The sequence below is a fragment of the Burkholderia sp. MR1-5-21 genome (assembly GCF_053427715.1).
The window spans coordinates 22,347-36,677 of sequence record NZ_JBSAXD010000032.1; the positions used below are offsets into that span (position 1 = coordinate 22,347).

Consider the following 14,331-nt stretch of genomic DNA (forward strand, 5'->3'; position numbering starts at 1 on the left):
TGGCACCGTGATTCGGATACCTTTGACTATATGCACTCCTGCATTGCAATCGTCGAAATAAATGTGGACGGCGGGTAAACGTTGTGTAAAGGCGGTTGTGTAATAACGGGTGCGTAAGGGGAGTTGCTTAAGGGTGGTTGTGTAGTGGGTGGTTGTGTAGGGGCGGTTGCGTAGGGGAGGATGTGTAGAGGGTGATTGCGTAGAGGGTGATTGCGTAGAGGGTGGTTGCGTAGAGGGTGATTGCGTAGAGGGTGATTGCGTAAGGGCAGTTGCGTAAGGGAGGTTGTGTAGAGGGTGATTGCCTAAGGGTGGTTGTGTAGAGGGTGGTTGCGTAAGGGTAGCCGCGTCAAAGCTTGCTGCGGGGGGGCGGCTACCGGCGTACGCATTCTCAATGCCGCCCGCGATCCTGCGGTCCGCCGCCGCGCGCGAGGCGCCACGCGATGCTGGCGAGCGCGCCGACCGCGATCACCAGCGACGCCCACAGCACGTAGCGGCGCGGTGCGTCGGTATCGACAGCGGCGGGCGGCGATGCAGCCGGCGGTGCAACCGGCAGCGCATCGCCGACGCGTGCGGGCCGGATCTCGGTCGACGTGCCGATCAGCAGCGCATCGCGGCTGACGGCCGCCGACGCGAGCGCCGCATTGCCGACGCCGAGCGTGAACGGCGCCGCGCCGCGCGCGACGAACGTCAGCGACGCGGGACGCCAGCCGACGGTCGCGGCCGGCAGCCCGCCGCCGAGGCCGCCGTTGCGCATGTCCACGACGATGCGCCACAGGCGGTCCGCGTCCGCCGCGAACTCGAGCGGCGGATTGCGCTGTTCGCCGGCCTTGCCTTGCAACCGGAACAACATGGCATCGGCAACGTCGTGCCACGGCGCTTGCGTGTCGGCTCTCGCCTGTATGGTTGCGTGTGCAACCGTATTGGGCTGAGGCAGGCCGAGGCGCAGCCGATCGACCGGATAGGCGCCGTCCGTCTCGAACAGATACTCGCCGGGCGCGCCGCCGGCCCGCATGCGCACGCCGTCGCGCCATTGACGCGGCGCGGCCGCGCCATCGGGGGTGCACCCCGAGGGCACTTCATCCGGTGCGCCCGTGACGGGGGCTTCCTTCGGGGCGCCGCACATGCGCGTTTCGGCTTCGGCGGACGCGATGTCCGGCGCGCCGTCGAGCCAGTTGAGCCGCAGATAGCGCTGCCGCACGCCGTCGAGCGCGATGCGTTCCTGCGCCAGCGTATGGCCGTCGTACGCGACCTTCAGCAGTTGCGTGTCCGTCAGCGGCTGCCAGCTCTGGAGATCGTCGCTGGCCTCGATGCTCACGCGTCCCTGGTAGCTGTCGTTGCGCAGGTGGATCAGCAGCGCGCTGGCCTGCCCACCCGCGTGCGACAGGTCGACGAGATCCGCGGTGCGGCGCGCGCGCGGCGGCGCAGGCACGGTCGCGCGCAGCGAGCCGTCGGCGGCGACCGACACACCGAGCGGTGCATGCGCGGTGTTCACGTCGGCGTTTGCATCGGCAGACAGCAGAGGGAACCACGGCACCGGATGCCGTTGCGGCGGCGGTTCGGCAGCCGCCGGCGCATCGAGCGAGTACGGCACCGGTTCGCCCGCGCCGTTGAACACGCGCAGGTCGCCGAGATCGTTGCGCCGGCTTGCCGCGTAGACAGCCGGCGGCACCGTCACCGTGTAGTACGCGGCGCTGCCGTCGAGGTCGAGCGCGAAGCGCTGCGCGACCGGGGCGTCGGCGCGCGCAATGCCGGTCGCCGCGAACGACGCGAACGACGCCAAGGCGCTCAGGCCGAGCAGGGCAACGAGAGGCTTCATTGGTTCGTTTCCGAATTGCCCGCTGCCTTCGGCGGCAGCGGCGAGAAATAACCGATCAACAGCAGCAGCACGCCGATGCCGATGAACGACACGATGCGTTCGACGCCCTTCACGTGCGACAGGTCGAACAGGAACAGCTTCACGACGGTGAGTGCGAGCAGCGCGGCGCCGACGAACCACAGCGGCCGCAGCCGGCGGCGCGTTGCCCAGATCATCGTCGCGAGCGCGCACACGGTCCAGAACACGGAGACCGACGCCTGCACGAGCGTCGAATGCGCCATGTCGTCGAGCGTGTACGGAACGCCGGTCCAGTGGTGCAGCGTGCGCAGCAGCATCGCGTTCAGCCACAGGAACGCCGTCGCGCCGGCCACCGATTGCAGCTCGACGCGGTAGTTGTCGAGCGGGATGCCGAGGCGGTGCACGCGCGCGAGCCAGAACGCCGCGAGTGCATAGATCACGAGCTGCACGAGGTCGAGCGGATTGAGGAGCGGCACGCGCGCCCAGCTTCCGCCGTCCTGCGTGAAGTTCGCATAGTAGGTCCACGCCCACATCACGACCACGAGCGGCATCGACGCGATCGCACAGAGCCGTGCAGGCCCGTCGCGGCGGGCGAGCCAGAGACCTGCGAATGCGAACGCGCTCCAGCCGATCATGAACACCTGTTGCAGGTTGAACGACGCCAGCACCGCATCGACGTCGTAGGCCGTGTGGAAGCGGTGATGCAGCGTGCGCAGCAGCAGCGCGTTGAACCACAGGAACACGGTCGCGACCGCCGCATAGCCGATCGCGGGCGGGCGCCACGCGATGCCGAGCGTCGTCAGCCGCCGCAGCCACATCGCAATCGCGACGAAGATCAGCAGCTGTGCGACGTCGAGCGGGTTCAGCAATGGCAGCCAGAACAGCGGCGACGCGTCGCCGTCGCTCGACACGCTCGCGATGCTCCACAGCCACAGCAGCGCGGCGAGTGGCGCCGCGCCCCACACCTGGTACGCGCGCGGGAATCGCGCGACGGGCCAGCGCAGGGGCGCGCCGACGCCGGACACGAGCAGAAGCAGCAGCCCGAAGCCGTATGCCCATGCGCTCCAGCTCCACGCGCCTTCCGGCACGTACGCGCGCAGGCGCCAGAAGCCTTCCAGCGCGAGCAGGCCGCACACGTTCCAGAACATCAGCGTATGCAGCGGTGCGAGCACGGACGTGTCGATGGCGGCTGCCATCCGGGGCGCAACGGAGGAAGTGCGTTTGGGGGGAGCGTCGAAGGACGGGCCGGCGGGCGGCGCATCGGTGTCGCGATGCGTGCCGCCGGACGTGCCGTTGGGGGATGCTTTGGCAGGTGTCCACTCGGGAGACTGCCGCCACAACAGTGCGTAACAGGCCGCGACGACGACCGGCCAGGCGATCGCGCCGAGGCCCGACAGCGGCGCTTCGTGCGCGTCGAACGCGCGCAGCGCGAACAGCGAGAGCGCCGGCGCCAGCGCGTACGCGGGCCATTCGGCGAGCGGCCACACGAGCTTGCGGCGCGCGGTGTGCGCGAGCCACGCGGTCGCGGCGACGAACAGCGCGAGCGTGTCCGTCGTGAAGCGATCCGGATGCGCGTCGACATGATGGCCGGCGTACACGAGGATTTCACGGGCGCCGCCGCACAGCCACCACAGCAGCCCCCAGCTGGCTGCCGCGACGCCGATCTCCGGCATCCACGCGTGCCACGCGCGCGCTTCGTCGCGTCCGTGCAGCCACCAGCCCGTGAACAGGCCGGCGAGCGCGATCAGCAGCGTCGCGATGTACGGGCTGTTGAGCACCGGCAGCGCGGCGGTCGTATCGGCTTCGCCGAGCATCCCCGCGAAGAACGCGCCGGTCGCCGCGACCTGCATCAGCAGGCCGAAGCCGAACGGCGCGAGGCGCCGTTCGCGCACGCCGACCCAGACGATCGCCGCGCCTTCGATCGCCCACGCGGCGCTCGTCGTCGGCCCCGAGAACGCGAGCGGCACCGCGAGCGTCGCGAAGATCACCGCCAGCGCGAGCGTCGCCTCGAACAGCAGGCGCAGACGCTCGCGGCGCCGTGCGAGCCACGCGGCCACCATGACGTAGAACGCCGACAGCGCGACGGCGCTCCACGCGAGGCCGAACGGCATGTTCCTCACAAGCGCGGCCTGCAGCGCGGTCGCGACGATCGGCGTGCCGAACACGAGCGTGCCGTCCACGTAATGCTTGAGCGCCAGCTCGCGCTGCGCGGCGTACAGCAGCGCGATGCCGACGTACATCAGGAAGAACAGCACGAGGAACGGCTCGGTGCTCGCGAAGAACTCCGGGCGGTACGCGGTCACGCCCCACGCGGAGCCGATCGAGAACGTGAACACAAAGCCGAGCAGGTTGAGCGGGCGCCACGCCTTGAACCACGCGATCGCGAAGATGCCCGCGTTCAGCAGCGCGTAATAGCTGAACAGTGCGACGTGGCTGCCGGTGCCGGTCGACAGCAGCACCGGCGCGAGAAAGCCGCCGGCGCTGCCCATGAACGCGAGCGGCAGGGCGTTCTGCTTCACCGCGAGGAACGCGCTCAATGTGCAGATCGCGACCATCAGCGGGAACGCCGCGCCGACGGGCAGCAGGTGGTAGAGCTTGGTCGCGGCGAATACGGTCAGGTACAGCACGCCGACGCCGCCACCCTGCAGCACGAGGCCGTACGCGGGGCGCCGCGCGGCGACGCGCCAGCCGACCACGAGCAGCGCGGTCGCGCCGAGCGCGGTGCCCGCGAGCCGGAATTCGATCGGCAGCAGGTTGTTGTCCGCCGCGTACTTGAGCAGGAACGCGACGCCGAAGAACAGCACGATGATCCCGACGCGCACGACCGTGTTGCCGCCGAGCAGCCAGTCGCGGGCGGCGCGGAATGCGCGCTCGACGAGGTCCGGTTCGCGCTTCGCAGGTGGCGATGCGGGCGAGCGTACGGCGGGGGCGGTGGCCGGGGTGGCGGCCGGCGGGGAGGCCGGTGCGGGGGCGGCGGCCGGCGTCGTCGCGGGAGCTGCCGGGCGCGATGCGTCGGCGTTGGCGGCGCGCGTGGCGGGTGCCGGCGTCGAAGTCGGCGCGGGTGCAGGCGTCGCCGCAGCGGCCGGGATCGACGTGGACGACGGTGTGTCCGCTCTTGCGACGGCGGGTTGAGCGGGCGGACGGGCCGGTATCGGGATCGATAACGGCGGGGCGGCTGGCGACGCGGCGCCGGCCGCGGTGCCCGCAGCAGGCGCCGACGCGCCGGACTTCACGCCGGCCAGCTGGCCGCGCAGCGTCGCGATCTCGCGCGTCAGCGTGTCGACCGTCGCTTCGAGGCGCGCGACGCGCTCGGCAAGCGTCACGGGCGGCGCGGGGCTGGCCGCGAGCGGGTCGGGAAGCGCGGGTTTCGGCTTGCGCTCCTTGAGCGCGTGGCCGACACAGAACCCGACCGCGCCACCCAGCAGCGCGCCGACGCCGACGGAAAAATCACCGATCAGCGCGCCGATGCCGCCTACGATGAAGCCGATCACGGCAAAGAGCCACGTCATCAGATTTGCTCCCTCTCTAAATCGCTATGTCGCTATGTTGTTCTGGTGCTGCGATCGCGAACGGTATCGCGCCACAGGCGGCCCGGAGTCGTGCTGATTCAGACACGTCCGGTTCCGGAAAATGCCCGTGATCGGGTGGCTTGGCGGTGTCGGACCGGCTGGCGTGCGCACCCCGCGCGATATGCGTCGCGCGGGAAGCGTCAATCGGTGCATGACGTTGCCGGACGCAGCATGCGTCAGCGGCCAGGCACGCCGTGGCGGGCGCTCTGGGCGGATCGGGTTGCATGGCGCGCTCGGGCGATAAGCGCCGGCGCAATGAGGGTGGCGTGGGTCGACGGCATGGCTCGGAATGGATGTCGCAATAGCGCGATCGGGATTGTTTTCCGGGCAATTTAACACAGCCTTGCGGCATGATTTTCACGCCAGGAAATGGACGTGCCGTTGAGCGCCTCGGTCGTGCCGGGTAAGCGAGATATGGCTTGCGCAGATGGGGAGCGCGCGAGTTCAAAGGATCACGCGCCGCATCGCCGGGTTGAACGCATCGGACCCGGTTCCGAACAGTGTCGGGTGTCCGTTGGTTGCCGGGGACGTTCCACGCGATATCAGGTGGCGTATAACGAATGTGATAAGCGTATGGCTGCTTTTCAGGGGGAGACGATGGACGATGTCCTTTACGCGACGGATGGCGAGATCTGCACGATCACCGTCAATCGGCCTGACCGGCGCAACGCCGTCGACCGTCCGACCGCTTTGCGGCTGAGCGAAGCGTTCGAGCGGTTCGAGGCCGATGCCGCGCTCGCGGTCGCGATCCTGACGGGCGCCGGAGGCAACTTTTGTGCGGGCGCCGACTTGAAGGCGGCGGGCGATCCGGCCTTGCGCAACAGCGTCGACGAAGCGGGGGAAGGACCGGGCCCGATGGGCCCGACCCGCATGGCGTTGTCGAAGCCGCTGATCGCGGCCGTCGCCGGGCATGCGGTGGCGGGCGGGCTGGAGCTCGCGCTGCTGGCCGACATCCGCGTCGCGGAGGCCGACGCGATCTTCGGCGTGTTCTGCCGGCGCTGGGGCGTGCCGCTGATCGACGGTGGAACGGTCAGGTTGCCCCGTCTCGTCGGGATGGGACATGCGATGGACATGATCCTGACCGGACGTGCCGTCGATGTCGTGGAAGCGAAGGCCATGGGGCTCGTCAACTATGTGACGCCGAAGGGCGAAGCGCTCGCGTACGCGATGCGCATCGCCCGGCAGATCGCCGGATTTCCGCGCCAGTGCATGCTGGCAGACCGGCGCTCCGCGTACGATCAATGGGAACTGCCGCTGGCGGAAGCGTTGCGGCAGGAGGGGGCAAGGGGCGCGCCGATCGTGCGGGCGGAGGGCGTGGCCGGCGCCGCGCGATTCAGTGCGGGAGAAGGGCGTCACGGAAAGTTTTCAGGCTGACGCATTCCGGCGCCCGTTGCCGGGCGGAGGAATGCGCCGATGCTGTCCGTGCCGCGATTCCGGTTACTTGTGCATGCCGCCGCCGTGCGATCCGCTCGCTCCGGACGGCTGGAAGTCGCTGCCGAAACCGCTCGACGCGCTCGAGCCGCTCGAGCCGCCTGACCCGTGCCCGCCGCCGTGGCCTGCGGCGTGCGCCACGCTGTGTCCGTGGCCGGCCGTCATGCCGCCGGGATGCGCATGGCCAAGACGAAAATCGAAGTCATGGTCATGGTCATGGTCATGGTCGTGATCGCGGTCGTGGTCGCGATCGTGGTCATGGTCATGGTGATGACGGTGAAAACGGTCGATATCGACAAAGCCGAGATAGCCTCCTTCGTAAAGCGGATAGCCATACCCGCAGTAGTATTCGGCGCCTGCAGGATTGGCGATCATGTACTCGTGATCGCAGGGCGACATCGATGATGTGTCGTAAGGCGCTGCGGCACATCCGCCCAGCAATGCGGCCGCGATTCCCGCAGCCAGTGGGGTAAAAGTCAGGTGCTGCACGGTAAGGCCTCGTCGTATGCGGGGGAAAGATTCCGCTAAAGATTTAGACTGCGGCGGCGCATGCATGTCCGGGAAGCGGCGGGAAATTTGGTAACGGAGCGTGACAATACGAGGTCATCGAGCCTGCCGGTCCCTGCAATTTCTCGTCGAACCACGCACCGCGAATGACCGCCGCTCGATGCCCGCTGGCGACCGCACCGGATGCCCGCGCCCGCTTCCGTCAGTTTTCAGAACGGTCATGCGCTTTTCCACCACGAATCGGCAATTGCGCGTCGCATCCGGGATGGTCCGAACGGACGCGGAATTGTCGTAAAGCGACGCACCGCCTCGGCGATCGCGCACATTTCACCGCCCGTTCCGTCGCACGCTGCTCCGCACAAGATTTCGCTGCAGTGCTTGCCAGTGCGGGCTGCGCGCGTACTGCGCCGCCGCAAACCGCATGCACCGCGCACACCGCCCGGCCGTATGCGGCCGGGGGCCGTCTTTCCCTCGTGTCGTATTTGCGCAAGCGTTTGTCGTAATTCGTCGGCAGGTCGGGGTTTTTTCTGGCAACTATGTAGTCACGCTGAGTGACACGCGTGAGTCCCCGCTACACGAGGAGAAGGTTTCGATGGATGCCCCCAAGGTCGTAGTCGAAGGTCTGTGCAAGGTATTTGGAAACAACCCGCAGCAGGCGCTCGACATGCTCGCCGCCGGTGCAACGAAGGACGACGTGCTCAAGCGCACCGGCCAGGTCGTCGGCGTGCACAACGTGTCGTTCAACGTGCAGGAAGGTGAGATTTTCGTGCTGATGGGCCTGTCCGGCTCCGGCAAGTCCACGCTGATCCGTCTCGTGAACCGGCTCGTCGACCCGAGCGCGGGCAAGGTGATGATCGATGGCCTCGATGTCGCCTCGGCGCGCCGCTCGGCGCTCACCGCGCTGCGCCGCAAGGACATGAGCATGGTGTTCCAGTCGTTCGCGCTGATGCCGCATCGCACCGTGGTGTCGAATGCCGCGTTCGGCCTCGAGGTCGCGGGCGTCGGCAAGAAGGAACGCGAACGGCGCGCGATGGAGGTGCTCGAGCAGGTTGGCCTCGCGCCGTTTTCGCACAAGCTGCCGTCGGAGCTGTCGGGCGGCATGCAGCAGCGCGTCGGCCTCGCACGCGCGCTTGCCGTGAACCCGTCGCTGATGATCATGGACGAGGCGTTCTCCGCGCTCGATCCGCTGAAGCGCAGGGAAATGCAGGATGTGCTGCTGCAGCTGCAGAAGGAGCAGCGCCGCACGATCATGTTCGTGTCGCACGATCTGGAGGAAGCGCTGCGCATCGGCAACCGGATCGCGATCATGGAGGGCGGGCGCCTCGTGCAGGTCGGCACGCCGCAGGACATCATCGCGAACCCGGCCGACGCCTACGTGCGCGCGTTCTTCGACGGCATCGACACGAGCCGCTACCTGACTGCCGGCGACCTGATGCAGACGGGCGCCGTGCCGGTCGTGTCGAAGGTCGATGCCGCGAACGTCGCGGCGACGCTGAACGGCAGCGCCGAATACGCGTTCGTGCTCGACGCCCAACGCAAGATCCGCGGCTTCGTCACGCGCGACGCGATCGGTCAGGCCGCGCCGTCCGTGCGGCCGATCGAGAGCATCCGGCGCGATGCGTCGCTCGAACATGTCGTCGCGCGCGTGGTCGCGAGCCCGAATGCATTGCCGGTCGTCGACGACGACGGCTGCTACTGCGGCTCGGTCGATCGTGCGCTCATCCTGAAGGCCATCACGCGTTCGCGAGGCTCCCATGTCTGAAATGATTCCGCTCGGTAGCTGGGTCGACCAGTCCGTCCATTACCTGCTCGACCACGACGCGAAGACGTTCGACGCGATCGGCCAAGCGATCGAGGGTCTCGCGGCGTTCGTCGAGCACAGCCTGCAGGCAATCCCGATGTGGCTGATGATGGCGATCTTCATTGGCGTCGGGCTGTGGCGCGTGGGCTGGCGCTTCGCGCTGTTCACGACCGCGTCGCTGCTGCTGATCTTCGCGACGGGCTTCTGGGACCAGACCGTGATCACGCTCGGCCTCACGCTGTCGTCGACGATCATCAGCCTCGTGCTCGGCATCCCGCTCGGCGTCTGGGCTGCGAAGAGCAAGTGGGTCGCCGCGACGGTGCGTCCGATCCTCGACCTGATGCAGACGATGCCCGCGTTCGTCTACCTGATTCCGGCCGCGATGCTGTTCGGTCTCGGCCGCGTGCCGGGGATCCTGTCGACGGTGATCTTCGCGATGCCGCCGGCCGTGCGCCTGACGAGCCTCGGCATCCGTCACGTGAACCGCGAGATCGTCGAAGCCGGCCAGGCGTTCGGCTGCACGCCGTGGCAGCTGCTGTACAAGGTGCAGTTCCCGAACGCGCTGCCGTCGATCATGCAGGGCGTGAACCAGACGATCATGATGGCACTGTCGATGGTGATCATCGCGTCGATGGTCGGCGCGGGCGGCCTCGGCAACGACGTGCTCGCCAGCATCCAGCGTCTCGACATCGGCCTCGGCTTCGAGAGCGGCCTGTCCGTCGTGCTGCTCGCGATCATTCTCGACCGCATCACCGAAAGCTTCGGCCGCGCGCCGGGCACCGTGAAGGCGCCGCTGTTCTCGGGCCTGAAGCAGCTGTTTCGCGTCAAGGCCGCCACCGCGCAGGCCTGATTGACCGGCGGCCGGTGTTTCTCCCGGCCGCTTTCTCCGTTCCAGCTTCGGCATCCGTGGCGCAGGCCACGGGGCTGACCTCGTTCAACCTGCCGCAACCTGCCCGTTAGGAGACCGATGTGACGTCCGCCGCCGCTGTCGCGCCCGCCGCCTGCGATTCACCGGTTTCGTCCCTCGCGCACTTCGGCTTTCTGACGCTGCCGAATTTCTCGATGATCGCGTTTTCGAGCGCGGTCGAAGTCCTGCGGATGGCGAACTACGTTGCGCGGGCCGATCACTACCGCTGGTCGATCTACTCGCTCGACGGCGCGCCCGTGCATGCGAGCAACGGCATCGCGGTGCGGCCGACGCAGGCGCTCGACCACACGCAGCTGCCGGACGTGATGATCGTGTGCGGCGGCATCCGCATCCGCGACGTGGTCGACGACGGTGCGCGCGACACGCTCGCCACGCTCGCCGATCGCGGCCTGCCGCTCGGCGGCATCTGCACGGGCGCGTATGCGCTGATGTCGGGCGGGCTGCTCGACGGCTACCGCTGCACCGTGCATTGGGAAAACCTGTCGGCGCTGCATGCGGAATTTCCGCACGTGCATTTCGCCGACGAGCTGTTCGTCGTCGACCGCGACCGTCTGACCTGCACCGGCGGCACCGCGCCGCTCGACCTGATGCTGAACCTCGTCGGCGCGCGCTTCGGGCAGCAGCTTGCCGCGCAGGTGTCCGAGCAGTTCATCCTCGAGCGGATCCGCAGCGCGACCGACCCGCAGCCGATTCCGGTCGATGCGCGCGTCGGCTTCTCGCGCGCGGAGCTGATCGAGGTCGTGCGGCTGATGGAGGCGAACATCGAGGAGCCGCTGTCGCTCGATGAGCTTGCGCGGCTCGTGCGGCTGTCGCAGCGGCATCTGCAGCGGATGTTCAAGGTCTACCTGAACGTGTCGCCGACGCACTATTACCTGACGCTGCGGCTGAAGCGCGCGCGCGACCTGCTGCGCACGACCGATGCGTCGATCGCCCGCGTGACGACGGTCTGCGGGTTTCATTCGCCGTGCCATTTCAGCAAGGCGTACCGTGCGCAGTTCGGTCATGCGCCGAGCTACGAACGCCGGCTGCCGGGACGCTGAGCGATCCGAACCATACGGTCCGTGTGCCGCCGGGATCGCGGCGCACGGCTTCCATCGACGATCCCGAATTTCATGCGAACGACATCACTTTGAGGAGAGGAAAAATGAAGCGACTACTGATCGCAGCGGCATGTGGCGTCGGGATCGCAGCCGCGCCGGTATCGGCTGTGTATGCGGCCGATCCGCCGGTGTGCAAGAACGTGCGGTTCGCGGACGTCGGCTGGTCCGACATCGCCGCGACGACCGGTCTCGCATCGACGATGCTGCAGGGCCTCGGCTACGCGCCGACGAAGACGATCGCGTCGGTGCCGATCACGTTCGCGGGGATCAAGAGCAAGCAGATCGACGTGTTCCTCGGCTACTGGTCGCCGACGATGGACCCGATCATCCAGCCGTTCACGAAGGCCGGCACGATCAAGGTGCTCGACACGCCGAACCTGACCGGCGCGAAATACACGCTCGCGGTGCCCGACTACGTGTACCAGGGCGGCCTGAAGTCGTTCGCCGACATCCAGAAGTTCGCGGACAAGCTGAACGGCAAGGTCTACGGGATCGAGCCCGGCAACGACGGCAATGCGCTGATCAAGAAGATGATCGACGGCAACCAGTTCGGGCTCGGCAAGTTCAAGCTCGTCGAGTCGAGCGAGGCGGGGATGCTGGTCGAGGTGAACCGCGCGATCCGCGACAAGCAGTGGATCGTGTTCCTCGGCTGGGAGCCGCATCCGATGAACGTGCAGATGAAGATCGACTACCTGAGCGGCGGCGACGACGTGTTCGGCCCGAACTACGGCGAGGCGAAGGTGCTGACCGCGACGCCGCCCGACTATGCGCAGCGCTGCCCGAACGTCGCGAAGTTCGTGTCGAACCTGCAGTTCACGACGACGATCGAGAACCACGTGATGGTGCCGATCATGAACAAGGAGGATCCGAACAAGGCGGCGGCCGAGTGGCTGAAGGCGAATCCGCAGGCGCTCGACAAGTGGCTGGCCGGCGTGACGACGATCGACGGCAAGCCGGGGCTGCCGGCGGTGAAGGCGTATCTCGGGGTTCATTGATGCAGTGTGCGGTTCGCGCGCGTGGTGCGCGGACCGGTGAGGGCGGCTTGCCTGTTTGACAGGGAGCCGCTGTCGTGAAGCGGTCTTCTCGCTTGCAGCGGGAAGACCGTTTCGTTTTGGAGCAGCGCAACGCATGTTCGATGCATGACGGGCGCGCCTGCATTGCACGTCGCTCGTCACAGCCCGTTTCGTATCGGCTTCGCGAGCTTCGCGTCACAATGCCAGCTTCAGTTTCCGCCGCCCGATCGTGCCGCTCGTCGAAGGCCTGTTTCCCGAGGGGCCGGCCACCCGCTGCCGGGGCGGCAGGCGGTCGCCGTCATCCGAACCGGACGCAGTAAACCGGCGGCAAATGCGCCGAAACCAACCGCCAGTTCTCGCCGCCGTCATCCGACGTCCATAACGCGCCGGTCGTCGATCCCATCGCGAGGCGTGTGCCCGACTCATCGACTGCGAGCCCGTGTCGATACACGAGGTCGTACGCCGGTGCAGGCGGCAACCCGTTCGAGAACCGCTCGAACGTGCGGCCACCATCGCGCGTGCGCGTCACGACGAACCGGCCGCCCACCGGAATCCGGCATGCGTCTTTCACGGCGGGCACGAACCACGCGGTGTCCGGCTCGCGCGGGTGCACGGCAACCGCGAAGCCGAAGCTCGACGGCTGCGCCTCGATCCGCTGCCAGTGCGCGGCGCCGTCGGTCGAGCGGAAGATCGCGCAGTGATGCTGGGCCCACAGCACGTCCGGGTTCGCCGCACACTGCACGACGCGGTGCGGATCCTGCACATTGGCATCGCCGCGCCGCTCCGGCGGCATGTAATCGGCCTCCATGCCGTCGGCGCTCACGCGCCAGGTCGCGCCGCCGTCGTTGGTTTGCCAGACGCCGCCGCACGACACGCCGATCGACACGTGCCGGCTGTCGCGCGGATCGACCATCACGGAATGGATGCCCGGCGCGTCGTAGCCGCCGCCAAACCATTCGCGGCGCTCCGGGCGATCCCACAGCGCACGGTTGAGCACCCATGTGTCGCCGCCGTCGTCGGAACGGAACAGCCCGCCGGGAATCGTGCCGGCCCACAACACGCCGGGCTCGTCCGGGCCGCCGGTTTCGAGCGACCAGATCTGCTGAAGCGTCCATGGCGGTGTCGGCGGAATCGGCGCGGCGGCGTTCGCGTTGTCCGCCGTCTCAGCAGTAACCGTAGCCGCAGCCGCGTTCGCACCGTCTCCGGTACGCGTGTCGTCGGCAGGCTGCGGCGGGTAGACGGGGACCGAGCACTCTTCCCAATCGGCCATACCGGCTCGCCGGCGATGCAGCTTCACGCCGAAGTGGCCGAGATTGAGCGCGGCATACAGCGATCCGTCGCGCGCATCGGGCAGCACCATGCTGACCGGCTCGCCGACGAAATGGGGTTCGCCGAGCGTCCAGCCGCCGTTGCCGTCGGCCTGCAGAACGAACAGTCCCTTGCGGGTGGCGACAAGCAATCGATCGCTCATGTCGAGTGTCTCCTGTCGGCCCAAGTTAGCGCTTCAGCGCTCACTCTGGCCCCATGCAAAGCGCAAGTACGAATATGACCCTCTTATCCACCAGACAGCGCCTGTACGACATAAACCCGGCTTTCGTCGCCGAGCGCATCGGACAGGTGTTCCCGGTCGCGCACCCGCTGGCCGTCGACAAATACCGCGAGATGCTTCCGCAGCGCGCCCTGATCGTCGAGGATGTAGCCGCGTAGCCGAGGTTGCGCCGCGAAGACGGCGTCAAACGCTTCGCCGAGCGTGCGTGCGTCGATTTCGCGCTCGGGCGTCGCGACATGCCGCTGAATCGAAGCAGCGAAGAAGATGTGCGCCATGGCAGGTAGACTGCGGAGTTGCCGAGCAGGGATGGCCGTGTCCGTTGGTTCTGTAGTTTAGGCGATCCAACTCGTGCTGCCGCGCACAACGGCAACCGTCACCGTGCGTTCCGGCGCTCGACGGTGCAGCGTCAAGCCCCGGTGGCGGTCAGCGACGCTTCAGTCTCGACGATCACTTGCGAGCAGCCCGTACAGCGCTTGCGCGTCTTCGCGACGAAGCGGGCGCAGAACGAGGCGGGCTTTGTTCAGCGTGACGGGCTGAAAATGTGGCATGACGGTGGGCGGGCACGGAAAGTCGGGTCCCCATTATCCACGCAGCACTCG

At 67.7% G+C, this 14,331-nt stretch carries 9 protein-coding genes and 1 pseudogene; 5 read left to right on the top strand and 5 right to left on the bottom strand.

Features of this window, described 5'->3' with window-relative positions:
• Nucleotides 1-388: 388 nt before the first annotated feature.
• Entirely contained in the window at nucleotides 389-1,816 is a 1,428-nt protein-coding gene (locus ACV229_RS32305; protein WP_448087150.1) for a DUF3999 domain-containing protein, read from the bottom strand.
• On the bottom strand, nucleotides 1,813-5,343 hold the full coding sequence (locus ACV229_RS32310) for a DUF2339 domain-containing protein (protein ID WP_448087151.1): 3,531 nt from the start codon (nucleotides 5,341-5,343) through the stop codon (nucleotides 1,813-1,815). Before ACV229_RS32310 ends, ACV229_RS32305 begins: the two co-directional genes overlap by 4 nt.
• A gap of 657 nt (nucleotides 5,344-6,000) precedes the next feature.
• Here ACV229_RS32310 and ACV229_RS32315 point away from each other — a divergent pair.
• The gene (locus ACV229_RS32315; RefSeq protein ID WP_448087207.1) at nucleotides 6,001-6,777 is read left to right on the top strand and encodes a crotonase/enoyl-CoA hydratase family protein; all 777 of its coding nucleotides are present in this window, start codon (nucleotides 6,001-6,003) and stop codon (nucleotides 6,775-6,777) included.
• A 63-nt stretch (nucleotides 6,778-6,840) separates the two neighbouring features.
• On the opposite strand, the gene ACV229_RS32320 is transcribed toward ACV229_RS32315, so the two are convergent.
• Nucleotides 6,841-7,323, bottom strand: coding sequence for a hypothetical protein (locus tag ACV229_RS32320; protein WP_448087152.1), 483 nt, complete (start codon nucleotides 7,321-7,323; stop codon nucleotides 6,841-6,843).
• Between the two features lie 327 nt (nucleotides 7,324-7,650).
• Between ACV229_RS32320 and ACV229_RS32325 the strand changes: the two are divergent.
• The 4 genes and pseudogenes from ACV229_RS32325 to ACV229_RS32340 form a co-directional block, all read left to right on the top strand.
• Nucleotides 7,651-9,103 (top strand): annotated as a pseudogene (locus ACV229_RS32325) (quaternary amine ABC transporter ATP-binding protein); the annotation flags it as partial.
• Nucleotides 9,096-9,992, top strand: coding sequence for a choline ABC transporter permease subunit (gene choW / locus ACV229_RS32330; protein WP_205794794.1), 897 nt, complete (start codon nucleotides 9,096-9,098; stop codon nucleotides 9,990-9,992). The pseudogene ACV229_RS32325 and the gene choW, both read left to right, overlap by 8 nt.
• A gap of 119 nt (nucleotides 9,993-10,111) precedes the next feature.
• Nucleotides 10,112-11,110 (top strand): GlxA family transcriptional regulator, encoded by a 999-nt coding sequence (locus tag ACV229_RS32335; RefSeq protein ID WP_448087153.1) that lies wholly within the window; start codon nucleotides 10,112-10,114, stop codon nucleotides 11,108-11,110.
• A 104-nt stretch (nucleotides 11,111-11,214) separates the two neighbouring features.
• Nucleotides 11,215-12,165 (top strand): choline ABC transporter substrate-binding protein, encoded by a 951-nt coding sequence (locus ACV229_RS32340; protein ID WP_448087154.1) that lies wholly within the window; start codon nucleotides 11,215-11,217, stop codon nucleotides 12,163-12,165.
• Nucleotides 12,166-12,481: 316 nt separating this feature from the next.
• Here the strand turns inward: ACV229_RS32340 and ACV229_RS32345 are convergent, their stop codons facing one another.
• Both ACV229_RS32345 and ACV229_RS32350 read right to left on the bottom strand, forming a co-directional pair.
• A complete protein-coding gene (locus ACV229_RS32345; protein WP_448087155.1) occupies nucleotides 12,482-13,654 on the bottom strand; it encodes a WD40/YVTN/BNR-like repeat-containing protein in 1,173 nt (390 codons plus the stop codon).
• Nucleotides 13,655-13,737: 83 nt separating this feature from the next.
• Nucleotides 13,738-14,007, bottom strand: a complete 270-nt coding sequence (locus tag ACV229_RS32350; protein ID WP_448087156.1) for a MoaD/ThiS family protein — start codon at nucleotides 14,005-14,007, stop codon at nucleotides 13,738-13,740.
• Nucleotides 14,008-14,331 lie beyond the last annotated feature (324 nt).

Coding starts and splice junctions, on each gene's coding strand:
- ACV229_RS32350 (WP_448087156.1), bottom strand. CDS start 14,007: ATGGCGCACATCTTCTTCGCTGCTTCGATTCAGCGGCATGTCGCGACG.
- ACV229_RS32340 (WP_448087154.1), top strand. CDS start 11,215: ATGAAGCGACTACTGATCGCAGCGGCATGTGGCGTCGGGATCGCAGCC.
- ACV229_RS32315 (WP_448087207.1), top strand. CDS start 6,001: ATGGACGATGTCCTTTACGCGACGGATGGCGAGATCTGCACGATCACC.
- ACV229_RS32310 (WP_448087151.1), bottom strand. CDS start 5,343: ATGACGTGGCTCTTTGCCGTGATCGGCTTCATCGTAGGCGGCATCGGC.
- ACV229_RS32345 (WP_448087155.1), bottom strand. CDS start 13,654: ATGAGCGATCGATTGCTTGTCGCCACCCGCAAGGGACTGTTCGTTCTG.
- ACV229_RS32305 (WP_448087150.1), bottom strand. CDS start 1,816: ATGAAGCCTCTCGTTGCCCTGCTCGGCCTGAGCGCCTTGGCGTCGTTC.
- choW (WP_205794794.1), top strand. CDS start 9,096: ATGTCTGAAATGATTCCGCTCGGTAGCTGGGTCGACCAGTCCGTCCAT.